Annotated in this window: 22 protein-coding genes and 1 tRNA gene; 13 read left to right on the plus strand and 10 right to left on the minus strand. The window is 55.8% G+C overall.

What is annotated here, in order from left to right; all coding sequences use genetic code 11:
• Nucleotides 1–1,344: a Na(+)-translocating NADH-quinone reductase subunit A gene (locus AQ981_RS12150; RefSeq protein WP_058912014.1), complete on the minus strand. Its 1,344-nt coding sequence runs from the start codon at nt 1,342–1,344 to the stop codon at nt 1–3.
• A 468-nt stretch (nt 1,345–1,812) separates the two neighbouring features.
• Between AQ981_RS12150 and dpaA the strand changes: the two genes are divergently transcribed.
• Nucleotides 1,813–2,565 carry a peptidoglycan meso-diaminopimelic acid protein amidase gene (gene dpaA, locus AQ981_RS12155; RefSeq protein WP_058912015.1) on the plus strand — a complete coding sequence of 251 codons (753 nt, stop codon included), beginning with the start codon at nt 1,813–1,815 and terminating at the stop codon, nt 2,563–2,565.
• Here dpaA and AQ981_RS12160 read toward each other — a convergent pair.
• A complete protein-coding gene (locus AQ981_RS12160; RefSeq protein WP_058912016.1) occupies nt 2,536–3,303 on the minus strand; it encodes a class II glutamine amidotransferase in 768 nt (255 codons plus the stop codon). The two genes, dpaA and AQ981_RS12160, sit on opposite strands and share 30 nt — an antisense overlap.
• A gap of 78 nt (nt 3,304–3,381) precedes the next feature.
• Nucleotides 3,382–3,966, minus strand: a complete 585-nt coding sequence (lpcA, locus tag AQ981_RS12165; protein ID WP_058912017.1) for a D-sedoheptulose 7-phosphate isomerase — start codon at nt 3,964–3,966, stop codon at nt 3,382–3,384.
• Nucleotides 3,967–4,196: 230 nt separating this feature from the next.
• Here lpcA and fadE point away from each other — a divergent pair, with 230 nt between their 5' ends.
• A complete protein-coding gene (gene fadE / locus AQ981_RS12170) occupies nt 4,197–6,653 on the plus strand; it encodes an acyl-CoA dehydrogenase FadE (RefSeq protein ID WP_058912018.1) in 2,457 nt (818 codons plus the stop codon).
• Between the two features lie 52 nt (nt 6,654–6,705).
• On the opposite strand, the gene ivy is transcribed toward fadE, so the two are convergent.
• Nucleotides 6,706–7,152 carry an Ivy family C-type lysozyme inhibitor gene (gene ivy / locus AQ981_RS12175; protein ID WP_058912019.1) on the minus strand — a complete coding sequence of 149 codons (447 nt, stop codon included), beginning with the start codon at nt 7,150–7,152 and terminating at the stop codon, nt 6,706–6,708.
• Between the two features lie 180 nt (nt 7,153–7,332).
• On the opposite strand from ivy, the gene AQ981_RS12180 reads away from it, so the two are divergent.
• The gene (locus tag AQ981_RS12180) at nt 7,333–8,100 is read left to right on the plus strand and encodes an amidohydrolase (protein WP_058912020.1); all 768 of its coding nucleotides are present in this window, start codon (nt 7,333–7,335) and stop codon (nt 8,098–8,100) included.
• Nucleotides 8,101–8,199: 99 nt separating this feature from the next.
• Here the strand turns inward: AQ981_RS12180 and AQ981_RS12185 are convergent.
• Nucleotides 8,200–8,276 (minus strand) — tRNA-Asp (locus tag AQ981_RS12185).
• A 135-nt stretch (nt 8,277–8,411) separates the two neighbouring features.
• Nucleotides 8,412–9,146, minus strand: coding sequence for a DNA polymerase III subunit epsilon (gene dnaQ, locus AQ981_RS12190; protein WP_058912021.1), 735 nt, complete (start codon nt 9,144–9,146; stop codon nt 8,412–8,414).
• Between the two features lie 52 nt (nt 9,147–9,198).
• On the opposite strand from dnaQ, the gene rnhA reads away from it, so the two are divergent.
• Nucleotides 9,199–9,675 (plus strand): ribonuclease HI, encoded by a 477-nt coding sequence (gene rnhA / locus AQ981_RS12195; protein WP_058912022.1) that lies wholly within the window; start codon nt 9,199–9,201, stop codon nt 9,673–9,675.
• Here rnhA and AQ981_RS12200 read toward each other — a convergent pair.
• On the minus strand, nt 9,629–10,390 hold the full coding sequence (locus AQ981_RS12200) for a class I SAM-dependent methyltransferase (RefSeq protein ID WP_058912023.1): 762 nt from the start codon (nt 10,388–10,390) through the stop codon (nt 9,629–9,631). The genes rnhA and AQ981_RS12200 overlap by 47 nt on opposite strands.
• Nucleotides 10,391–10,423: 33 nt before the next feature.
• Between AQ981_RS12200 and gloB the strand changes: the two genes are divergently transcribed.
• Complete coding sequence (gene gloB / locus AQ981_RS12205; protein WP_058912024.1) at nt 10,424–11,179, plus strand: hydroxyacylglutathione hydrolase; 756 nt, start codon at nt 10,424–10,426, stop codon at nt 11,177–11,179.
• 71 nt (nt 11,180–11,250) lie between these two features.
• Nucleotides 11,251–12,648 carry a murein transglycosylase D gene (gene mltD, locus AQ981_RS12210; RefSeq protein WP_058912025.1) on the plus strand — a complete coding sequence of 466 codons (1,398 nt, stop codon included), beginning with the start codon at nt 11,251–11,253 and terminating at the stop codon, nt 12,646–12,648.
• A gap of 56 nt (nt 12,649–12,704) precedes the next feature.
• Here the strand turns inward: mltD and AQ981_RS12215 are convergent, their stop codons facing one another.
• Both AQ981_RS12215 and AQ981_RS12220 read right to left on the minus strand, forming a co-directional pair.
• Nucleotides 12,705–13,469: a class I SAM-dependent methyltransferase gene (locus tag AQ981_RS12215; RefSeq protein ID WP_058912026.1), complete on the minus strand. Its 765-nt coding sequence runs from the start codon at nt 13,467–13,469 to the stop codon at nt 12,705–12,707.
• A gap of 68 nt (nt 13,470–13,537) precedes the next feature.
• Nucleotides 13,538–14,341 carry an endonuclease/exonuclease/phosphatase family protein gene (locus tag AQ981_RS12220; protein ID WP_071608884.1) on the minus strand — a complete coding sequence of 268 codons (804 nt, stop codon included), beginning with the start codon at nt 14,339–14,341 and terminating at the stop codon, nt 13,538–13,540.
• A 201-nt stretch (nt 14,342–14,542) separates the two neighbouring features.
• On the opposite strand from AQ981_RS12220, the gene yafC reads away from it, so the two are divergent.
• Entirely contained in the window at nt 14,543–15,451 is a 909-nt protein-coding gene (gene yafC / locus AQ981_RS12225; protein WP_058912028.1) for a DNA-binding transcriptional regulator YafC, read from the plus strand.
• A gap of 16 nt (nt 15,452–15,467) precedes the next feature.
• On the opposite strand, the gene AQ981_RS12230 is transcribed toward yafC, so the two are convergent.
• Nucleotides 15,468–16,157 (minus strand): TetR/AcrR family transcriptional regulator, encoded by a 690-nt coding sequence (locus tag AQ981_RS12230; RefSeq protein WP_058912029.1) that lies wholly within the window; start codon nt 16,155–16,157, stop codon nt 15,468–15,470.
• Between the two features lie 300 nt (nt 16,158–16,457).
• On the opposite strand from AQ981_RS12230, the gene AQ981_RS12235 reads away from it, so the two are divergent.
• Genes AQ981_RS12235 through AQ981_RS12260 form a run of 6 tightly spaced genes read left to right on the plus strand, consistent with a single transcriptional unit; the run spans nt 16,458 to nt 21,846 of the window.
• On the plus strand, nt 16,458–17,231 hold the full coding sequence (locus AQ981_RS12235; RefSeq protein WP_058912030.1) for a cyclase family protein: 774 nt from the start codon (nt 16,458–16,460) through the stop codon (nt 17,229–17,231).
• Nucleotides 17,232–17,245: 14 nt separating this feature from the next.
• Complete coding sequence (locus AQ981_RS12240) at nt 17,246–18,508, plus strand: MFS transporter (protein ID WP_058912031.1); 1,263 nt, start codon at nt 17,246–17,248, stop codon at nt 18,506–18,508.
• Complete coding sequence (locus AQ981_RS12245; RefSeq protein WP_058912032.1) at nt 18,505–19,335, plus strand: beta-keto acid cleavage family enzyme; 831 nt, start codon at nt 18,505–18,507, stop codon at nt 19,333–19,335. The genes AQ981_RS12240 and AQ981_RS12245 overlap by 4 nt, the downstream gene beginning before the upstream one ends.
• Nucleotides 19,335–20,513 carry an acetyl-CoA C-acetyltransferase gene (locus tag AQ981_RS12250; protein ID WP_058912036.1) on the plus strand — a complete coding sequence of 393 codons (1,179 nt, stop codon included), beginning with the start codon at nt 19,335–19,337 and terminating at the stop codon, nt 20,511–20,513. Before AQ981_RS12245 ends, AQ981_RS12250 begins: the two co-directional genes overlap by 1 nt.
• 20 nt (nt 20,514–20,533) lie before the next feature.
• Nucleotides 20,534–21,193, plus strand: coding sequence for an acetate CoA-transferase subunit alpha (atoD, locus tag AQ981_RS12255; protein ID WP_058912033.1), 660 nt, complete (start codon nt 20,534–20,536; stop codon nt 21,191–21,193).
• Complete coding sequence (locus AQ981_RS12260; RefSeq protein WP_058912034.1) at nt 21,190–21,846, plus strand: 3-oxoacid CoA-transferase subunit B; 657 nt, start codon at nt 21,190–21,192, stop codon at nt 21,844–21,846. Before atoD ends, AQ981_RS12260 begins: the two co-directional genes overlap by 4 nt.
• The last annotated feature ends 337 nt before the right edge of the window (nt 21,847–22,183 follow it).

The following is a 22,183-nucleotide window of genomic DNA, read 5'->3' on the forward strand; positions in this document are numbered from 1 at the left end:
TTATCCTTCCTGCTCGATGCGGGTCAACACCTCACGCAGTACCGGACCATACTCATATTTTCCGGGACAGACATAGGTACACAGCGCCAGATCTTCTTCATCCAGCTCCAGACAGCCCAGCGCCTGAGCGCTGTCGGTATCACCGGCCAGCAGATCGCGCAATAACATCGTGGGCAGAATATCGAGCGGCATCACTCTCTCGTAATTGCCGATTGGCACCATGGCGCGCTCCCCGCCGTTGGTATCCGTAGAGAAGTTAAACAGTTTATGTTTCAGGAAATGGCCGACAGTGGTGCGGGTGACGGAGAATTTCTCGGCCCCTGGCATCACCCAGCCCAGCAGCTCTTTGTCGCGCCCCTCTTTCAGCGCTGTCACCTGCAGGTGGAAACGCCCGAGATAAGCATGGGGACCCGCGGCGCAAGTGCCGCTCAATACCGAACCGGAAATCACCCGGTTTTCCCCTTCAAGAAGCTCGCCGGCAGTCAGCGCTTCCAGCGATGCGCCGATACGGGTACGGATCAGGCGTGGATTTTTAACCTGCGGCCCGCCCAGCGCGACAACACGGTCGGTACACAGAATCCCTTCGACAAACAATTTGCCAATGGCGATAACATCCTGGTAATTGAGATGCCACACCCGTTTGCGCGGCCCCACCGGCTCCAGAAAATGGATATGGGTACCGACAAGCCCGGCCGGATGCGGACCGGCAAATTCATTGAACGCCACCTGGCGAATCGGATGGCCTCCGAGCTTACCGCCGCCGGCCTGACAAACGTGAACTTTACCTTCGGTGAGACGCGTCAGCACCGTTAACCCGGCATCGAACATGGCGCGCCGGGCGGCGATGATCGGCTGCGGATCGGCGGCCAGCGGATTGGTATCCATGGCATTGACGAAAATAGCCGCCGGGCGGGAACCTGGCGCCGGCGCTTTACTGAACGGCCGCGTGCGCAGCGCTGTCCACAAGCCAGAAGAAATCAGTTGCTGCTCGACAACTTCGGCGGACAGCGTCGCCAGCGATTCAGGAGCATGGCGGGGAAATGTTTCCTGGTCATCGCCTTCAACGGCGATAACCACCGACTGCAGCACCCGCCGCTCGCCGCGGTTGATCTCCGCCACTCGCCCGCTGGCGGGCGCGGTGTAAATGACCCCAGGGTTCTTTTTATCTTCAAATAGCGCCTGCCCTTTACGAACCAGGTCGCCTTCGCGAACCAGCATCGAGGGGCGCATACCCACGTATTCCTCACCCAGTAAGGCTACGCGATCAATGCCAGGCCCATCCTCGATATGCTGCGCGGGCACGCCAGATATTGGCAAATCCAGCCCTTTCTTTATTTTGATCATAAGGTTAGCACATTAAAAATTAGCATCATTAACGCCGGTCACTGTCGCACCGGCACGCGAGAAGATGAGCTGCTTGAGTTCACGGGAAGAAAGGCATGGCGTTCATTACATGGACTGATGGTCGCGCCCCGTAACACTTGCTCACAAAATTACGAAGGATAAGCGTCCTTTCCTGAAATTTTCCGCAGATCATCATCGGCCGGTAGTGTAGCATTATCGGCCGCCGGACGGGATATATCCGACAAATTCATCCGCGTTTCTGAGAACAGCCCCGCACTTTCGGAAACGTCGCCGTGTCAAGCGGTGTATAAAGAGTAAATGTAGTCTGTTTTATGCACTATTCACTTGCGAAAATTAACAGCGATGCTAATGTGAGCGCATCGATCCAGACTAATCTTATTGTAGGTTGCAGGGTCTCTATTTTTCGCCGTTCTGGCATTGTTACAGATTTATCAAGGATCAAGCAGTATGCGTAAAATCGCACTCCTTATTGCGATGCTTTTGATGCCGTGCCTGTCATTTGCCAGCCTGCTGAATGGAGGCAGTGTCAGCAGTTCGCCCTCAGTCAGCCCACAATTGAAACAACAGTTAATGGGCTCACCGGTTTATATTCAAATATTCAAAGAAGAACGTACCCTTGAGTTATTTGTAAAGGTCGGTGAACAATACCAATTACTCGACAGCTACCGGATTTGCAATTATTCCGGCGGGCTGGGGCCCAAGCGCCGCCAGGGCGACTTTAAAAGTCCGGAAGGCTTCTACAGCGTGGATCGCAGCCAGCTGAAACCTGATAGCCGCTACTATAAAGCGATCAATATCGGTTTCCCGAACGACTACGATCGCCAGCACGGCTATGAAGGTAAATACCTGATGATCCACGGCGCCTGCGTCTCAGTCGGCTGCTATGCCATGACCGATGCCGGTATTGATGAGATTTTCCAGTTTGTCACTGGCGCGCTGGTGTTCGGCCAGCCGCGGGTCCATGTCAGCATCTATCCGTTCCGCATGACTGACGCCAATATGGCGCGCCACAAGTACTCTTATTTTATCGATTTCTGGAAGCAACTTAAGCCGGGATACGATTACTTTGTCCAGCACCGCCAGCCGCCTGCGGTATCGGTTGTGAATGGCAGTTACGTCGTCAATAAGCCTGGCAGCAGCGGAGGTTTCCTCCAGTCGCCGCAACTGGCGTCAAACTACACGCTCTCCGAGACAAAATAACGCCCACTCGCCCGGCATGATTTTGTTCCAGCTCTCATTGCCGGTCAGCGGTTGAGTGGCGATAACCGAAACCACATCATTCGGCGTGGTTTCGGTCTGAAAATCAATTTCCACATCTCTGTCGAGTAGTTTCGCCACCCCGAACGGTGCCCGCCGCGTAATCCAGTACAGATTTGTCGAGCAAAACGCCATCACATAGCGGCCATCCGACAGCAGCATGTTAAACACCCCTTTGTTTCTCAGTTCGCCCGCCAGCGCCGCGATATAACGGAATACGCCCGTCATGTTGCCCGGCGTACGCGGGTAGCGCTGATTGAGCTGGTGCAACAGCCAGCAAAATGCAAACTCACTGTCGGTTTCGCCGACCGGACGAAAACGACCGGTATCAAGCGATTTATACCCTTTCAATTGCCCGTTATGGGCGTAGGTCCAGTTCCGCCCCCACAATTCGCGGGTAAAAGGATGGGTATTTTCCAGCGCCACCTCGCCGCGGTTAGCCTGGCGAATATGCGCGACTACCGAACATGACTTGATCGGGTAATCCTGGACTAGTCGGGCGATCGGTGAATTGAAACTGGGCTGCGGATCTTTAAACGTCCGGCACCCTTTGCCTTCGTAAAACGTGATCCCCCAGCCGTCTTTATGGGGACCGGTTCCTCCCCCCCGCTGTACCAGCCCTGTAAAACTAAAGCAGATATCGGTAGGCACATTGGCGCTCATCCCAAGCAGTTCACACATTTTTACCTCCGCAATGTGGCTGGCATCAGACGTTATCAGGGGGCACGAGGATGCCTGGCGGCATCCCCGGAAGAACAATCAGGCCGCTTTCGCCATCTCTTTTTCGATAAGCATGATCAGAATGTGGATCACTTTAATATGGATCTCCTGAATCCGATCGGCGTAACCAAAATGCGGCACCCGGATTTCAACATCGGCGCTGCCGGCCATCTTCCCGCCATCTTTACCCGTCAGGGTAATCACCTTCATGCCTTTAGCGCGAGCAGCCTCAATGGCTTTGATGACGTTGCCGGAGTTGCCGGACGTGGAAATCCCCAGCAGCACATCACCTTCGCGTCCTACTGATTCGACATAGCGGGAAAAGACGTATTCATAGCCAAAGTCATTACTGACACAGGACAGGTGGCTCACATCAGAAATAGCAATCGCCGGGTAGCCCGGACGGTTTTCGCGATAGCGCCCGGTTAACTCCTCGGCGAAATGCATCGCGTCACAGTGGGAGCCGCCGTTACCGCAGGAAAGCACTTTGCCGCCGGCCTTGAAACTATCAGCCAGCAGAACCGCCGCGCGCTGAACAGCGTGAATATTAGCGTCATCTTTCAGGAAGTTAGCCAGCGTTTCTGCGGCTTCATTCAGTTCACTACGAATCAAGTCCTGGTACATGAGGATATCCTTCAGCATTTAGGCAATAGACGTCAGGCAGTGTACCGGATCGTGAATAAAGCGAGAAGCATTCTGCCGACGAATCCTGGCGACGATTTCGCGTTCAGAACATTAACTCTGTGAGCCAGGTTGTAATTATTTTGTAAATACATTGCTAAAAGAAATGACATCCACTACAACCATATCATCACAAGTGGTCAGACCTCATACAAGTCAGGGAGCTTTTCTTTATGATGATTCTGAGTCTTATTGCAACCGTTGTTCTGCTCGGCGCGCTGTTCTATCACCGGGTCAATTTACTTTTCAGCAGCCTGATTTTACTGGCGTGGACGGCGCTGTTGGGCGTCACGGGTATCTGGTCGGTTTGGGTCCTGTTGCCGCTGGCGATCATTCTGCTGCCCTTCAACCTGACGTCGATGCGTAAATCGCTGATCTCTACACCGGTTTTCCGCGGTTTCAGAAAAGTGATGCCGCCAATGTCGCGTACCGAAAAAGAAGCCATTGATGCCGGCACCACCTGGTGGGAAGGCGATCTGTTCCGCGGCACGCCGGACTGGCAGAAGCTGCATAACTATCCGCAACCGCGACTCACCGCCGAAGAACAGGCGTTCCTCGACGGCCCGGTGGAAGAAGCCTGCCGGATGGCCAACGATTTCCAGATAACCCATGAACTGGCCGATCTGCCGCCAGAGCTGTGGGATTACCTGAAAGAGCATCGCTTCTTTGCGATGATCATCAAGAAAGAGTACGGCGGCCTGGAGTTTTCCGCCTATGCTCAGGCCCGGGTACTGCAAAAACTGTCCGGAGTTTCCGGGATCCTTGCTATCACCGTTGGGGTTCCAAACTCACTGGGCCCGGGGGAACTGCTCCAGCATTACGGTACCGATGAGCAGAAGAACCACTATCTGCCGCGCCTGGCCCGCGGCCAGGAGATTCCCTGTTTCGCGCTGACCAGCCCGGAAGCCGGCTCCGACGCCGGGGCTATCCCGGACATCGGCGTGGTGTGCATGGGCGAATGGCAGGGCGAGCAGGTACTCGGCATGCGCCTGACCTGGAACAAGCGCTATATCACGCTGGCTCCTATCGCCACTGTACTGGGTCTGGCGTTTAAACTGTACGACCCGGAACACCTGCTGGGCGATGATGAAGAGCCGGGGATCACCTGTGCGCTGATCCCTACCAGCACGCCGGGCGTGGAGATCGGTACCCGCCACTTCCCGCTTAACGTGCCTTTCCAGAACGGTCCGACCCGCGGCGAGGATATCTTCGTTCCTATTGATTACATTATCGGCGGGCCGAAAATGGCCGGTCAGGGCTGGCGGATGCTGGTGGAATGTCTGTCGGTAGGCCGCGGTATTACCCTGCCCTCCAACGCCACTGGCGGCCTGAAGAGCGTGGCGCTGGCCACCGGCGCCTATGCCCATATCCGCCGTCAGTTCAAAATCTCTATCGGTAAAATGGAAGGGATCGAAGAGCCGCTGGCGCGCATTGCCGGTAACGCCTATGTAATGGACGCCGCTGCCTCATTGATCACCTACGGCATTATGCAGGGTGAAAAGCCGGCGGTGCTGTCGGCGATTGTTAAATATCACTGTACCCACCGCGGCCAGCGCGCCATTATCGACGCGATGGATATCACCGGCGGTAAAGGGATTATGCTCGGAAACGGTAACTTCCTGGCCCGCGCCTACCAGGGTGCGCCTATCGCCATCACCGTTGAAGGCGCCAATATTCTGACGCGCAGTATGATGATCTTCGGCCAGGGCGCTATCCGCTGCCATCCATATGTGCTGGAAGAGATGGCCGCGGCGCAGAATAACGATGCCGACGCCTTCGATAAGCTGTTGTTCCGCCATATCGGCCACGTCGGCAGCAATAAAATGCGCAGCCTGTGGCTGGGGCTGACCCACGGTCGCACCAGCGCCGCGCCGACCCGGGACGCGACCCGTCGCTACTACCAGCAGATGAACCGGCTGAGCGCCAACCTCGCGCTGCTGTCTGATGTCGCTATGGCGGTGCTGGGCGGTAGTCTGAAGCGTCGGGAACGAATCTCCGCACGCCTCGGCGATATTCTCAGCCAGCTGTATCTGGCGTCCGCGGTACTGAAACGCTATGAAGACGAAGGGCGTAATGAAGCGGATCTGCCGCTGGTTCACTGGGGCGTTCAGGACGCGCTCCACCAGGCCGAGCAGGCAATTGACGATCTGTTGCGTAACTTCCCGAACCGTTTTGTGGCCGCCGCGCTGCGGGTAGTGATTTTCCCCACCGGTCGTTACCACAAAGCGCCGTCGGATAAGCTGGATCATCAACTGGCGAAGATTCTGCAGATTCCTTCCGCCACCCGTACCCGCATCGGTCGCGGTCAGTACCTGACGCCGAGCGACCACAACCCGGCCGGCCTGCTGGAGGCAGCGCTGCAGGATGTGATGGCCGCCGAGCCGATTCATCAGCGCCTGTGTAAAGCGCTGGGTAAAAACCTGCCGTTCACCCGCCTCGACGAACTGGCGAAGCAGGCACTGGCAGACGGGCAGATTAATCAGGATGAAGCGGCGATTCTGACCCGGGCGGAAACCAGCCGCCTGCGCAGTATCAATGTCGATGAGTTTGAGGCCGATGCGCTGGCGACCCAACCGGTAAAGCCATCAAAAAAGACGCCGCAAAAAGTCACCAGTGTTGAAGCGGCCTAAACGCCGCGTTAGATAGCAAAGGCTCCTTCGGGAGCCTTTTTTACGCTTACTGTTACTGATAGTTAAACGCATCCGGATGGTTTCCCAGACTACCGCTCAGTGCGGCAAACAACACCGTTTTACCGTCAATAGACAGTTCATCGCTGATATTTAACCACTGTAACGTCTCACTGCCTTTTTCATCATTCACAGTAGAGAAAACACCGGACAGCGTTTTGTCCTGCGGCGAATAGATCACCGCCATGCGTTCGCTGCCGCAATCGTGAGGTTTACAGGACTGTAAAACCTGGTACTCCTTGCCGTCTATCTTCACGGCCCTGGCAGGAGTACTGGTCGCCCCCTGCGTCACCCACGCAGGCAGAGAATGCCCTTTCACCATAGTTGCAAAAGCGCCCTTTGTAGCGCTGTCGCTTGCCAGAGAGTAAATCGTCAGCTCATCCTGCGCCTGGACGGCAAACGCCGCCATCATCAGTAACCCCATCACTGACATCTTCTTCATGGTCTTCTCCTGTTATCCGGACCGTTCCGGAATCATTCACAAAACTAATATTTTATGTTGTGCCACGCTCTCCAGGAATGCAAATTTCCCCCTTCCATTGCTGCGCCGGCCTGCTGTAAAGCAACACAGCCATCAATGACGTGCTACAGTGTTCAAAATCTCTTGATGAGGAATTCAACGGTGTCTGGCCTTAAAATATCGCTTCTGCAACAGCCTCTGGTATGGATGGATGGCGCCGCCAATTTGCGTCATTTTGATGTTCTGCTGGAAGAGATCCAGGACCGCGATCTGATTGTCCTGCCGGAAATGTTCACTACCGGATTCGCCATGGAGGCGGCGCAATGCTCAATGGCGCAGGAAGAGGTGATAGCCTGGATGCAGGACAAAGCTGCGGCTTGCAAAGCGATGATCGCCGGCAGCGCCGCCCTGCAAACCGAGCGCGGCCCGGTCAACCGCTTTCTGCTGGCGCAACCAGACGGCCACGTGCATTTTTATGATAAACGCCACCTGTTCCGTATGGCCGACGAACATCACCACTACCAGGCCGGCGATCGGCGAATTGTGGTGGAATGGCGGGGCTGGCGCATTCTGCCGCTGGTGTGCTACGACCTGCGTTTTCCGGTGTGGTCGCGGTGTCGCAATGATTATGATCTGGCGCTATATGTCGCCAACTGGCCAGCGCCGCGCTCACTACACTGGCAATCGCTACTGGTGGCCAGAGCGATAGAAAACCAGGCATGGGTCGCCGGATGCAACCGGGTAGGCACCGATGGCAATGGCCATCACTATCGCGGTGACAGCCGTATCATTAACCCACAAGGGGAAATTGTTGCCGAAGCGGCGCCGCATCAGGCGACCCGACTGGAGGCCGAGCTTTCCCTCAGCGCACTCCGGGAGTACCGGGAAAAATTCCCCGCCTGGCGCGATGCCGACTCATTTTCTTTGTGAATTATTGCTCGCCGGCCGGAAAACGGCTGGCGCAATAAAACTGACCCGCTCTGAAACGACGAAAGCCTGAATCATTGCTGATTCAGGCTTTCTGAATAGTGGCGGAACGGACGGGACTCGAACCCGCGACCCCCTGCGTGACAGGCAGGTATTCTAACCGACTGAACTACCGCTCCGCGTTGTGTTCCCCGCGAAGGGAACGAGGCGAATATTACGGATTGCGCCTCACAGCGTCAATGCTTTTTTCTCATAAACAGAATCAGTTGCTGTAAAAATCGACCAACTGGATTCTTTTCCATCAACCGGCACAATCAGACGCGCCACATACAACTGCCGCCCTTCTTGTTCACCAGGTCGAGACGCTGCTCATGGGCCATTAATTCTTCATCGCTGGCGGTGATCACCCGCAGGCCGGAAGCGCGCCGGACAATGCGCTGAATAGCGTTTTCCTCCCCCGCCTTCTGCTGGACCTCCCCCTCCATCGCAAACGCCATCGAGGTTTGCCCGCCGGTCATGGTCAGGTAAACATCCGCGAGGATCTGGGCATCGAGCAACGCCCCGTGCAGCGTTCGCTTACTGTTATCTATTTCATAGCGGGAACACAACGCATCCAGGCTATTACGTTTGCCCGGGAACATCCGGCGCGCCATTGCCAGACTGTCGGTGACCTTACAGAAGGTTTCGGTCTTCGGAATATCCCGGTTGAGCATCCGGAATTCATAGTCCATAAAACCGATATCAAACGATGCGTTATGGATAACCAGCTCCGCGCCGCGAATGTACTCGATAAAATCATCCACCACATCACCGAAGGTGGGCTTATCAAGCAGGAATTCATCGGCAATGCCGTGAACCATAAAAGCGTCCGGATCCACCAGCCGATCGGGTTTCAGATAGACGTGGAAATTATTGCCCGTCAGGCGCCGGTTGATCACCTCGACGGCGCCGATTTCAATGATCCGGTGTCCTTCATAGTGGGCACCGATCTGGTTCATACCGGTGGTTTCCGTATCAAGAACAATCTGTCGTGTAATTGCAGTGCTCATAGCGCTCGTTTATGTCAGACTTGAGGTTTTCATCACAGGAAGTCTACCAGAGATGCGCAAACAGGTAGAAATTTTCACCGACGGTTCCTGTCTGGGTAACCCGGGACCCGGCGGCTATGGCGCCATTCTACGCTACAAACAACACGAAAAAACCTTCAGCGCGGGATACCGTCTGACCACCAATAACCGCATGGAGCTGATGGCGGCCATTGTCGCCCTTGAAGCCCTGCGCGAGCACTGCGATGTCGTCCTCAGTACGGATAGCCAGTACGTGCGCCAGGGCATTACTCAGTGGATTCATAACTGGAAGAAGCGCGGCTGGAAGACCGCTGAAAAAAAACCGGTGAAGAATGTCGATCTCTGGCAACGACTGGATGCTGCACTCAGCCAGCACCAGATTCGCTGGGAGTGGGTAAAAGGCCACGCCGGCCACCCGGAAAACGAACGCTGCGACGAACTGGCGCGCAGCGCGGCAACCCATCCTACTCAGGAGGACGAGGGTTATCTTCCTGAGGGAGCAACGCCTTAACCGGTTTACGGTACTGACGCGTAGCGCCAACCGCAGGCCTGAGCTGAGTTTTTTCCTTATGTTTTTTCATCGGGTTCAGCGTCAGCGGGATTGTACGCTTGCGGGCGACAATCATCTGAACCGTACCCAGCGCCGGCAAGTGGGTACTCAGCAGACGCCCTCCCTGTCGGTGCCAGGGGAGCACCTGAAAACGCGCCTGGTGAAGTACTTCAAAATTGAGCAATGACAGCCAGTCCAGTTGGCGCATCAGGGTAAACATCCGGCAGTGATAAGGCGCCAGGCGGCGCAGGCCAGGCAGCACCTTCCCGGCCCCCAGCAGGCTCACCGGGTTAAAACCGCTAAGGATCAGCCAACCATCATCAATAAGTACTCTGTCGGCTTCGCGCAGGAGACGATGAGGATCCTGACACCATGGCAGAACATGCGCCAGCAAACAGGCATCTACCGATTTAGCGGCAAAAGGCAGCGCCAGTGGACTGGCTCTGACTTGCAACTGCTCGCCGCTGGTCGCCACATTAACCTGGTGCGCAATGGCGCATTCAGAAGTATCAATTTCAGCGCTGAGATGGCCAATCTTCAGTAAATGAAAACCGAACATTTTCGCCAGCCACGGCTGAAGTTGCCGTTCCAGCGATTCGCGGTAGTATTCTCCCCAGGGTAATTCAGCCCAGTGGTCGGGGGGAGTAAAAGAACGAGGTATCCTTGCCGGTTTCATTACAACCTTCTATAACGCAACGAGAGGTGTTCTATGAATCTTAACAGTATTCCCGCCTTCCAGGATAACTACATCTGGGTACTCAGCGACGATCAGGGAAAATGTCTGATTGTCGACCCCGGCGAGGCGGCCCCGGTTTTAGAGGCGATCAACACCCACGGCTGGCAGCCGCAGGCGATTCTTCTTACCCACCATCATCGAGATCATACCGGCGGCGTTGGGGAAATTCTCAGCCATTTCCCGGCACTCACGGTCTACGGTCCCCGGGAGACCCGGGACAAAGGTGCGAATTATCTGGTAAACGATGGCGATCGCTTGACCGTACTCGGCCTCGATTTCGCGGTGATAATGACGCCCGGTCACACTTTGGAACATATTTGCTACTTCAGTCACCCTTATCTTTTTTGTGGCGACACCATGTTCTCGGGCGGATGCGGGAGGCTGTTTGAAGGTACACCTGAGCAAATGTATGATTCTTTTCAGAGACTTAACATGTTGCCAGAAGATACATTAATTTGTTGCGCACATGAGTACACGCTAAGCAACATAAAGTTTGCATTAAGTATTCTTCCGGAAGATCGGCACTTACAGCAATATCTCCATAAAGTGAATGAGTTACGTACCAAAAATCATAAGACCTTACCTTCAACGCTGGCAACAGAAAGGCAAATAAATATTTTTTTACGAACTGATGATCCTGATTTAATTAAGGAAATTTCAAAAGAAACAAACTTGCAACAATCTGTGCAAAGATTTGCCTGGTTGCGGGCAAAGAAAGATCTATTCTGAATTTTCCGCCTTGCACAGCCTACGCTTCGCCTGTATGATTGCTCGTCTTTTAAGCAACTATTGACACACACATGAAGGCAAAAGCGATATTACTCGCCTCTGTTCTGCTTGTGGGATGCCAGGCGTCGAAGAACGACGTTAACGTCCAGCAACATGCACAGAGCCTTTCTGCGGCAAGTCAAGGTGAAGCAGGCAAGCTCATGGGCCGAGCGAGCGCCGCGCGATGGATGGACGATGGAACCTTCCTCGCGCAAGATCAAGACCTGTGGAGCTTCATTAGCGACGAGCTGAAGATGGGTATTCCGGAAAACGACCGGATACGCGAACAAAAACAGAAATACCTGAAAAATAAGAGCTATCTCCACGATGTAACTTTACGGGCAGAGCCGTATATGTACTGGATAGCCGGGCAGATTAAGAAACGTAATATGCCTATGGAGCTGGTACTACTACCCATAGTGGAGAGCGCTTTTAACCCCCACGCCACATCACACGCCAATGCCGCCGGCATCTGGCAGATTGTGCCGAGTACGGGGCGTAACTACGGTCTGAAGCAGACCCGCAATTACGATGCGCGCCGTGATGTGGTGGCTTCCACCACAGCAGCGCTGAACATGATGCAGCGTCTGAACCAGATGTTTGACGGCGACTGGTTGTTAACCGTCGCGGCTTACAACAGTGGTGAAGGTCGCGTCATGAAGGCAATGAAAGCCAATAAAGCCCGTAGTAAATCCACTGACTTCTGGTCACTTTCGCTGCCGCAGGAAACGAAGCTCTATGTGCCGAAGATGCTGGCGCTGAGCGACATCCTCAAAAACAGTAAGCGCTATGGCGTACGTTTGCCGACGCCGGATGAAAGCCGCGCGCTGGCGCGCGTGGAAGTCGACAATCCGGTAGATATGTCCCAGCTCGCGGAAGTGACGGGCATGTCGTTGACCAAGCTGAAAGCGTACAACGCCGGTTTCAAAGGCACTACAGTGGGCACCAGCGTGGGGCCGCAGTATGTTATGGTGCCGCAAAAACACGCGGCGCAACTGCGTAGCTCACTGGCGTCCGGTGAAATCGCCGCGGTACAGCCGACAGCCAGTATGCTGGCGGATGAGGAAATCACCGTTACCCGCAGCAGCGCGCGGACTTACAAAGTGCGCTCCGGCGACACGCTGTCTGGTATTGCGTCGCGTATGAAGGTTTCGACCCGCGATCTGCAGAAGTGGAATAACCTGCGCAGCGCGCAGATTAAACCAGGCCAGACGCTGACCATCGGCGGCAACAGCGCAGGCGCAACCCGGCTGGCGAATAACAGTATTACGTACAAAGTGCGTAAAGGCGATTCGCTCTCCAGCATCGCATCACGCCACGGCGTTGGAGTGAAGGATTTAATGCGCTGGAATAACAGCACCAACAGTTCCCTGAAGCCAGGAGACCAGTTGACGCTGTATGTGAAAAACAATAATACGCCGGACACCTGATGTTCAATGCGTAAAAAGGCACCTTTTCAGGTGCCTTTTTTATGGGCGGCGTCTGACTACCTGCGCCCGGACATCCAGATAGTATCGCTGGTGAATGAGCCATCTTCCTGCAGCTCAAAATAGTCCTTCACCTCATCTGCCGCGCTCTGCTGATACAGACGAATAGCCTCCACCAGCGGTTGCGGGGTTCGCATACGCGCCACCCAACTGGAAAATTCCAGATGCAGGCGATCGCAGGCAATCTGTTCAATCGCCAGGCCAGCATCATTAAAGAAAGCCCCCCACTGCGCGGCAGAGTAATCGCGAACGTGAGAGGTATCGCGCAGCGCTTCCACGGTCTGCAGCCAGATATCGCGCAGCACGTGCCCTGGCGACATCACATCCATCAGGATAAACACCCCGCCGGGCTTCAGCACACGCCTGACTTCCCGCAGCGCCTGCCCGACATCGTGCCAGTGATGAGCGGAGTAGCGGCTAATCACGATATCAAACTCCTCGCCGCCAAACGGCAGCGCTTCCGCATATCCCTGGCGGGTGGCTATATTGTGCAGTCCTTTTTCCCGGGCAGCGCTCGTTACTACTTCCAGCATCTGTGCGGATAAGTCATAGGCCACCACTTCAGCCACCCGCGGTGCCGCCGTAAAGCTGGCATGGCCGGCGCCGCACCCCATGTCCAGCAGCCTCGCGTTAGCGTAGGGGGCCAGGTATTCGCCCAATCGTTCCAGATCGCGCCCGGCGGCGTGTACCTGGCTGGTTAAGTAGGCGCCGGCCCGGGAGCTGAACTGCTGGCTGACATTGTCATGATGGGACTGTGTTGTCATGGTGTTGTCCTTGCGGTTGAGAGAAAGAAAGGGCAGCACGGGTCTGCCCTGCGGCAGACCTGACACACCTATCTTCGTTCAGGTTTGCCGGGACTGAATTCGACGAGTAGCGGATTATGATCGGAAGCGCGGGTCACCAGCACGGAGGCTTCGGAGACGTTAAGACCGCGATAGAACACAAAATCCAGCGGGCGGCCAAACGCGCGGCGGCGGTGGTCGTCCATAAAGCGCACCTCACGCAACGACATCTCGCGCGCAAAGCGATACAGGGCGTTCATGCGCGGACGGCTCCAGGTATTGAAGTCGCCGGCCATAATAACCGGCCCGGCGTGATGGCTAATCTGATCGCCTATCGGCCCCAACTGTTTGCTGTACACATCCACGCCAATACTGAAATTCACCGCATGGATATTAATCACCATCAGCAGACGCCCATCCGGCAAAGGGTAAACGGTAACCAGAGCGGATTTAGCCAGCCGCAAAATCGGCTCGCGCTCGCGCAGAGGGCAGCAATAGACAGGATGCGCCGCCGCCAGGGTCATCACACCGGAATGGTGTTGCGGCAAGATAATGGCCGGAACCTGATCGGCGGCCAGGTAATGTGAAGTCGCGAAATTAATCAGTTCCGGGGAACTCTGCGCTTCCTGCAATAACATCAGGTGGGCGCCTTTCCCGAAATTCTGCAAAACCGACAGCCAGTCAGCACGCTGCTGCTTAAAAATATTCCATACCAGAATGCGCAGTCTTTCATCACCGGGCAGAGGCTCCCCGGGAGGTAATGCATGACCTGCCGCCCGGAATGGGCCCGGCGGGAGGATACGCTCTGCGGGCTGCCCCGCGACATAGCGCATCGCATAAGTTCGTTTTCGCACGTTTCGCTACTGCCCTCTGTGACTTACCTGCCCTTCTCTGCAAGGGCTTATTCTGTTATAGGGGTTTTAGCGCCCGGTTTCAACGACAGTGACAGCATTTCTCTCTGCCCATGCGCCCCGACCAATGGCATCTTCTGTTTTCCCGTGGTTAAATGACAAAATCATCCATAATCCCGGCCGGGATTTGTTGAAGGCGCAAAAATGAAAGCCAGTTCCGATGAGTTGATCACCTTTGTCAGCGTGGTGGAAAGCGGCAGTTTTAGCCGCGCCGCAGAACAACTGGGGCTGGCCAATTCCGCGGTGAGCCGTACCGTTAAAAAACTGGAGATGAAGCTGGGGGTCAGCCTGTTGAACCGCACCACGCGCCAGTTAAGCCTGACCGCCGAAGGCGAACGCTACTTCAGACGCGTCCAGCAAGTTCTGCAGGACATGCTGGCGGCAGAAAATGAGTTAATCGAACATCAGCTTACCCCCAAAGGTCTGCTGCGCATTGATGCCGCCACGCCGGTAGTGCTCCACCTGCTGACGCCGCTGATTAAACCGTTTCGCGAACGTTATCCGGATATCACCCTGTCACTGGTCTCTTCGGAAACCTTTATCAACCTGATCGAGAGAAAAGTGGATATCGCCATTCGCGCCGGCAACCTTACCGACTCCAGCCTGCGAGCCAGGCCGCTATTCACCAGCTACCGCAAGATTATCGCCTCCCCCGCCTATCTTGAACAGCACGGCGTACCGCAAACTGTCGAAGAGCTGGCAAACCATATTTGCCTGGGATTTTCTGAACCGGTCACGCTAAATCGCTGGCCGGTGGCGCAGGAAGATGGACAACTCTATGAAGCCATCCCGGACATTACCTCCAACAGCGGTGAAACCCTGAAACAGCTTTGTCTGGCAGGGAATGGCATTACCTGTTTGTCGGATTTTATGATTAATAAAGAGATGAGCAGCGGGGAATTGATCGAGATTTTTGTTGAGCAAAGGCTCCCGGTGGAGATGCCTTTCAATGCGGTGTATTACAGCGATCGGGCCGTCAGCACCCGTATTCGGGCATTTATTGACTTCCTCATTCAGCAGGTCAATCTGGCGCAACAGGAAAACCCGCTGTAACGCCGCGGCCCCATGATCAGACGTTGTTCTCCGGCGCAGTCAATGATTTCAGTAACGCCAGGCTAGCGCTCAGTTCCTGTTTGTGATTGCCCGCCAGCCGCTCCAGCCCGGCGACAATGAATGAAATCAGGTAACTGCAGGCCTCTTCTTTATTTTCTGTGCTACAAAGTCCTTCCGACAACCCGCCGATACGGTCCACTTCGGAAAAAGTGTTACACATCACGCCGACCATAAAATCAAATCCCCACTGGATGCTGGCCTCATCCGCTTCGGGCATAGTGCGACGCATCTCCTGCTGGAATACCCTGGCGCCGCCGTCAAACTGCTCCTGCAGTAACGCCAGGTTATAGCCGAGCAGCGTCGATACAATACGAGCATAGCTGCGCCAGCCCTCACCACCGTTAAGGTGCCAGAACAGGTAGGGCATAACGAAGGCATGAACAATTTGCTCAATCTGCAAAGGGCGCTCGTCATTTTGCTGGCGGAAATGCGCCAGCAACTGCAGGCGAGACTGGCTTAACTGACCGATACGGCGCTCGATAACAGCATTAAAAAGCGCCTCTTTAGTACCAAAGTGATAGTGCGCCAGCGCCAGTTTAACATCTGCTTTATTGGTGATTTGCCGGATGGAGACAGCGTCATAGCTGCTCTGGGCGAAAAGCTCTTCAGCGGCATTGAGGATTTTTTCGGATGTCGATATCTGCATGTGTGTTCCGTCAAAGCACCTGGCGCTCAGGATACCAGCGCGCGTGGTGAAGCATCGTCAGCGAATTCATTCTGGCAGGCATTATATAAGCCCCTGGCGCAGGAATGCGTTAAATTTTGTGCGACTATCGTTTTAGCCGCTAAAAAAGCCAAATTTACCAACATATTAAAAACATTCACCTTACACATCCGGTTAATTTTCGATCCTCTTCACGATCCCGACAAAACAATTTGGACGATTGTCTAAATTAATTATAGGTTGGACGTACGACCAATAAATTAATTGAAAACGAGGGACTCTATGAAGATTATCGATCTGAGCGTCGCGATTGAAGACCATACGCCCTGTGATCCACCGTCAATGCCCACCCGTATCGACTACTGGGGACATGATAAAGGTGCCGAACATATGCGCCAGTTCTTCCCGACAGCGACAGAGAAAGACCTGCCCGGCGGGCTGGGCTGGTCCATTGAATACGTCCAGCTCACCACCCACAGCGGCACCCACCTTGATGCGCCGTGGCACTATCACCCGACCATGAACCAGGGCGAACCGGCGCGCACCATCGACCAAATTCCCCTGGAGTGGTGCTTTTCCGATGGCGTAAAGCTCGATTTTTCCGACATTCCCGGCGAAGGCGGCAAAATTACTGTTGAACACCTGGAAGCCGAACTGGCGCGCATTGGTTACACCCTGAAACCGCTGGATATCGTGGTGATTCACACCGGCGCGATGAAACACTGGGGTACCGCCGCCTACACCAATGCCGGTTGTGGTATGACCCGCGAAGCAACCCTGTACTTACTGGATCGCGGTATAAAAGTCGTGGGTACTGATGCCTGGAGCTGGGATCGTCCGCTATCGCTGATTGCCGAAGAGTTTGCACAAACCGGCGATGCCTCGCTGATCTGGGAAGGTCATTTCGCCGGTATTGAGCGTGAGTACTACCACATGGAGAAGATGAACAATCTGGACCAATTACCGCCGTTCGGCTTCCGGATCGCCTGCTTCCCCATCAAGATTAAGGCCGCCAGCGCCGGATGGTGCAGGCCGGTCGCCATGTTCGACCTCTGACGGGAGATAACGCTATGACGCAATCTCATGACAGCGCCGCAGGTAACTCACGGGTGAAATGGCACGTGCTGGCTGGCGGCTTTTTCGGCTATATGTTTGACGCCGTAGACATCCTGCTGCTGGCGGTGGCGATGCCGGTAATTATCGCCGACCTCGGTATTTCAAAAGCCGACGGCGGACTGCTGGCGACCGCGACAATGGTGGGAATCGGGCTGAGCAGCATTGTCGTCGGCTGGTGCGCCGATAACTACGGGCGCCGCAAAACCCTGTTCTGGAGCCTGATGTTGTTCAGCATTCTGACGGCAGCGATCGCCTTCACCAGCACCTGGTTTGAAATTCTGGTACTGCGTTTCCTGGCGGGTCTCGGGCTGGGTGGTGTGTGGAGCATCATTGTCGCATATATTGCGGAAACCTGGCCGCCGAAACAGCGCGGCCGGGCCGCTTCCTTTGTCCTGAGTTCATTCCCGGCTGGCGCCGGACTGGCGGCGTTTCTCGCTTATCTCATCATCCCCGCCTACGGCTGGCGCGCCCTGTTTCTGTGCGGCGCGGGGGCGATTCTCGCTGCGGTCTATTTCCTTGTCTTTGTTCCGGAATCCGAAAGCTGGAAAAAGCAGAAAGAGGCGCAGAAAAATAAAGGCGAGAAAGTGCGTATCGGCGAGATCTTCTCCAGAGAGCTGGCCCGCAACACGCTGCTGGCCACCGTGGTCGCCAGCTTCGGCCTGATCGGCTACTGGGGGTGCACCACCTGGCTACCGCTGTTTCTGACCCAGGATCGCGGGCTGAGCATTGAAACCATGTCGCTGTTCTTCGTCGTCCTGAATGTGGGCATGTTCATCGGCTATAACGTATTCGGCATCCTGGCAGACAAAGCCGGGCGCCGTAAAGCGCTGGTGATTTCATTTATCGGTACCGCGATCACCCTACCGATATACGTCAACATGACCGGACACACGGCGCTGCTGGTGATGGGGCCGGTATACGCATTTTTTACTGCTTTCGTCGGGCTGATGGGATCCTATTTCCCCGAACTGTTCCCAACCCGGGTACGTACGCTGGGGGCCGGATTCTGCTTCAACATCGGCCGCGGCGTCTCCGCTTTCGCGCCCTTCGCTATGGGCTTCATCGCCCAGAGCTATGGCCTTACCACCGGCATCATGATTTGCGCCATCTTCTTCTGCCTCGCCGGGCTAATGATGTTCGCGCTACCCGATATCGACCAGCAAACACAGCCGACTGCCGCCCTGCGGCCTGAAGTTCAGGGAGAAAACTCAAAATGAATAATAAAACAATTATTACCGTCGCCACGACCGGCGCTTTTCCGACCAAACAAGATAACCCCAATATTCCGCTGACGCCGCAAGAGATCGCCGACGACGTCTACGAGTGCTGGCAGGCTGGCGCCGCCATCGCTCACCTGCATATGCGCGACGACGCAGGCAGAGGCACGATGGACATCGAAAAATTTCGCGAGACGGTGGCGCTGATCCGCGAGAGATGCGACATCGTGCTCAACCTGACGACCTCCGGCGATCTCAACGCCACCGACGAGACGCGCATGATGCATGTGGCGGCGCTGAAACCAGAACTGGCTTCCTACGACTGCGGCTCGATGAACTGGGCGCACAGCGGCCTGTTTATCAACCATCCGGCGTTTCTGGAAAAGCTCGGTCAGTTGATGATCGACAGCGGCGTGCGACCGGAAATCGAAGTGTTCGACGCCGGGATGTTTTACAACTCGCTCCACTACATCAAAAAAAATCTGATTAAGACCCCGGCTTATTACCAGTTAGTGCTCGGCGCAGCGGGAGGAACAGCGGCGACGGTCGAAAACCTGGTCTATCTCAAAAGCCTGTTACCGGCAGACGCCCACTGGTCGGCATTCGGCATCGGTCGCGGCCATATGCCGATCCTGCTGGCGACACTGGCGCTGGGCGGACATGTGCGCGTCGGCATGGAAGACAACGTCTACTACAGCAAGGGACGGCTGGCGCAATCCAACGCCGAGTTTGTCGAACGGGCGGTGCGGCTGGCGACAGAGGCAGGTCGCGATCCGGCGACACCTGATGAAGCGCGCCAGATCCTTAATTTACAGAGGGCTAAATGATGAATGACATCGTGATTGTCAGCGCGGTACGCACCGCGATCGGTAGCTTCGGCGGTTCCCTTGCCGGGATCAGCACTCCACAACTGGGCGCCATTGTGGCGAAAGAAGCCATTATGCGGGCGGGGATAGTGCCCGGCGCCATAGACGACGTCATTCTCGGCAACGTGCTGCAGGCTGGACTGGGGCAAAACCCGGCGCGCCAGACGGCCATCAAAGCCGCTATTCCCGAAGCGGTTCCCGCCAGCACGATTAATGTGGTCTGCGGGTCGGGGTTAAAAAGCGTGATTATCGCCGCGCAGTCGATCGCCGCCGGCGATGCGCAGATGGTGCTGGCGGGGGGTATGGAGAATATGTCCGCTGCGCCCTATCTGCTGGACAAAGCCCGTTGGGGCTACCGCATGGGCAACGGCGCACTTACCGACAGCGTGCTGCACGACGGGCTGAGCTGCGCCTTTAACCGGTACCATATGGGTATTACGGCGGAAAACGTCGCCCGGCATTATGGCATCAGCCGCGAAGAACAGGATGAGGTGGCGTTACGTTCGCAGCAACGCGCGCTGGCGGCGACAGAGCGCGGCGCTTTCAGAGATGAAATCGTGCCAGTGGCCTTCATGCACAAGAAAATGGAACGTATTTTCGACCGCGACGAATACCCGCGCGCTGACGCCAACGCTGAGGCGCTGGCCAGGCTACGCCCGGCCTTTTCTGAAGCGGGAACAGTGACCGCCGGCAATGCATCCGGCATTAACGACGGCGCGGCAGCGCTGATTGTGATGTCGGCGCACAAGGCGAAGGCGCTTGGCCTGACGCCGCTGGCGCGTATTCGCGGTTACGCAACCGCCGGCGTCGACCCATCGGTGATGGGGATCGGGCCGGTGCCTTCGACGCTGAAAGCGCTGGAAAAGGCGCGACTCGGCATCAAAGATCTTGACCTGATTGAAGCTAATGAAGCCTTTGCCGCCCAGTTTATCGCCGTGGGTCGCGAACTCTGCTTTGACATGGAAAAAACTAACGTTAACGGCGGCGCCATTGCGCTGGGCCACCCGATCGGCGCATCGGGCGCGCGGATTCTGGTCACGCTGCTGCACGCGCTGCGCGCCCGGGATAAAACCTTCGGGCTGGCGACGCTGTGCGTCGGCGGCGGCCAGGGTGTGTCTGTCGTGGTAGAACGCCTGTAAGCCATCAGGGAGGAAAAACAATGAAGTCTAAAGTCACCGCCCGGCAGGAAATCACCCGTCACTTTCGCGACGGCATGAGTGTGATGTTTGGCGGGTTTATGGGACAGGGAACGCCTCCTGCGCTGGTACAAATGCTCCTTGATTCCGGCGTCAGGGAGCTGACGCTGATCGGCAACGACACCGGCACGCCGGGAAAAGGCGTCGCGCCGCTGGTAGAAGCTGGTAGAGTACGTAAGGTCATCGCATCGCACATTGGGCTGCATCCGGAAACCGGCCGCCGGATGATTAGCGGTGAAATGGAGGTCGAACTGGTGCCGCAGGGCACGCTGGCCGAGCGGATCCGCGCGGGCGGTGCCGGGCTGGGCGGCTTCCTTACGCCAACCGGCGTCGGTACTGTGGTGGAAGAAGGCAAGCAGAGAATAACCATCGACGGTCGCCACTACCTGCTGGAAATGCCGCTGCGCGCCGATCTGGCGATTGTCTACGCCAGACGCGGCGACACAGCGGGTAACCTGTACTATCGCCGCTCGGCAAGAAACTTTAACCCGCTGGTCGCGCTGGCGGCCAGACAGGTCTTCGCGGAAGTGGCGGAACTGGTGACGCCTGGCGCCATCGACCCCGACAGTATTATGACGCCCGGACTACTGGTCAACGGCGTGTTTCAGGGAGGTATCGAATGAGCCTGAAAGCCTTTATCGCCCGCCGCGTGGCGCTGGAACTGAACGACGGCGATGTGGTCAATCTGGGGATTGGCCTGCCGACGCTGGTCGCCCATTATCTGCCACAGGGAGTCGATATCGTTTTACAGTCGGAAAACGGCTTTGTCGGTCTCTGCCCGGCGGATGCGGAAAATCCCGATCCCGATGTAGCCAACGCCGGCGGCCAACCATGCGGGATTATTCCCGGCGGGGCGACCTTTGACAGCGCTTTCTCTTTTGCGCTGATCCGCGGCGGCCATGTAGATGCCTGTGTACTGGGCGGCCTTGAGGTGGATCAGCACGGCAACCTGGCCAACTGGATGATCCCTGGCAAAATGGTGCCCGGCATGGGCGGGGCGATGGATCTGGTTACCGGCTCACGAAAAGTGATTGTGGCGATGGAGCACTGCGCCAAAAATGGCGCCCCAAAGATCCTGCGCAATTGTACGCTTCCTCTGACGGCGCTCGGATGCGTCTCCACCGTGGTGACCGAACTGGCGGTGTTCCGCTTTATCGATGGCCAATTGACGCTCACCGAATACGCGCCGGGCGTAAGTATTGAGCTAATCCGCCAAAAGACCAGCGCGGAATTTGTAGTATCGCCGCAACTACGGGAAATGCCGATCCGGGAGTGAGATCTGGCGCGAACCAAATTTATTTCCCTGACCTTCAGAAACCTCACTCTCTGCGTGAGGTTTTTATTTACTTTACTGAAAATACTTTTTGGGAATACCCATCAGTATGAATATGCACGATCGGTCGTGCGGAAGAATTGACAGATAGCGAAAGTTATCAACAAAAATATGGATAGTGAAACGTTATTCACAGCCAGGTTTTTCATTGAGAAACCAGAAATAAAAAAACCACATCTGCTCAATACAGTGTGGTTTCTTTAACTTTCTGACTTTTAAAAGGCAGAGAAAAATAAGTGGCGGAACGGACGGGACTCGAACCCGCGACCCCCTGCGTGAC

Origin of the sequence: Entomohabitans teleogrylli (genome assembly GCF_001484765.1) — a bacterium.
GTDB lineage: Bacteria > Pseudomonadota > Gammaproteobacteria > Enterobacterales > Enterobacteriaceae > Entomohabitans > Entomohabitans teleogrylli.

Bases quoted from the DNA above. Each gene is read 5' to 3' on its own strand.
- AQ981_RS12150 (WP_058912014.1), bottom strand. From the start codon at position 1,344: ATGATCAAAATAAAGAAAGGGCTGGATTTGCCAATATCTGGCGTGCCC.
- dpaA (WP_058912015.1), top strand. From the start codon at position 1,813: ATGCGTAAAATCGCACTCCTTATTGCGATGCTTTTGATGCCGTGCCTG.
- AQ981_RS12160 (WP_058912016.1), bottom strand. From the start codon at position 3,303: ATGTGTGAACTGCTTGGGATGAGCGCCAATGTGCCTACCGATATCTGC.
- lpcA (WP_058912017.1), bottom strand. From the start codon at position 3,966: ATGTACCAGGACTTGATTCGTAGTGAACTGAATGAAGCCGCAGAAACG.
- fadE (WP_058912018.1), top strand. From the start codon at position 4,197: ATGATGATTCTGAGTCTTATTGCAACCGTTGTTCTGCTCGGCGCGCTG.
- ivy (WP_058912019.1), bottom strand. From the start codon at position 7,152: ATGAAGAAGATGTCAGTGATGGGGTTACTGATGATGGCGGCGTTTGCC.
- dnaQ (WP_058912021.1), bottom strand. From the start codon at position 9,146: ATGAGCACTGCAATTACACGACAGATTGTTCTTGATACGGAAACCACC.
- rnhA (WP_058912022.1), top strand. From the start codon at position 9,199: ATGCGCAAACAGGTAGAAATTTTCACCGACGGTTCCTGTCTGGGTAAC.
- AQ981_RS12200 (WP_058912023.1), bottom strand. From the start codon at position 10,390: ATGAAACCGGCAAGGATACCTCGTTCTTTTACTCCCCCCGACCACTGG.
- gloB (WP_058912024.1), top strand. From the start codon at position 10,424: ATGAATCTTAACAGTATTCCCGCCTTCCAGGATAACTACATCTGGGTA.
- mltD (WP_058912025.1), top strand. From the start codon at position 11,251: ATGAAGGCAAAAGCGATATTACTCGCCTCTGTTCTGCTTGTGGGATGC.
- AQ981_RS12215 (WP_058912026.1), bottom strand. From the start codon at position 13,469: ATGACAACACAGTCCCATCATGACAATGTCAGCCAGCAGTTCAGCTCC.
- yafC (WP_058912028.1), top strand. From the start codon at position 14,543: ATGAAAGCCAGTTCCGATGAGTTGATCACCTTTGTCAGCGTGGTGGAA.
- AQ981_RS12230 (WP_058912029.1), bottom strand. From the start codon at position 16,157: ATGCAGATATCGACATCCGAAAAAATCCTCAATGCCGCTGAAGAGCTT.
- AQ981_RS12235 (WP_058912030.1), top strand. From the start codon at position 16,458: ATGAAGATTATCGATCTGAGCGTCGCGATTGAAGACCATACGCCCTGT.
- AQ981_RS12240 (WP_058912031.1), top strand. From the start codon at position 17,246: ATGACGCAATCTCATGACAGCGCCGCAGGTAACTCACGGGTGAAATGG.
- AQ981_RS12245 (WP_058912032.1), top strand. From the start codon at position 18,505: ATGAATAATAAAACAATTATTACCGTCGCCACGACCGGCGCTTTTCCG.
- AQ981_RS12250 (WP_058912036.1), top strand. From the start codon at position 19,335: ATGAATGACATCGTGATTGTCAGCGCGGTACGCACCGCGATCGGTAGC.
- atoD (WP_058912033.1), top strand. From the start codon at position 20,534: ATGAAGTCTAAAGTCACCGCCCGGCAGGAAATCACCCGTCACTTTCGC.
- AQ981_RS12260 (WP_058912034.1), top strand. From the start codon at position 21,190: ATGAGCCTGAAAGCCTTTATCGCCCGCCGCGTGGCGCTGGAACTGAAC.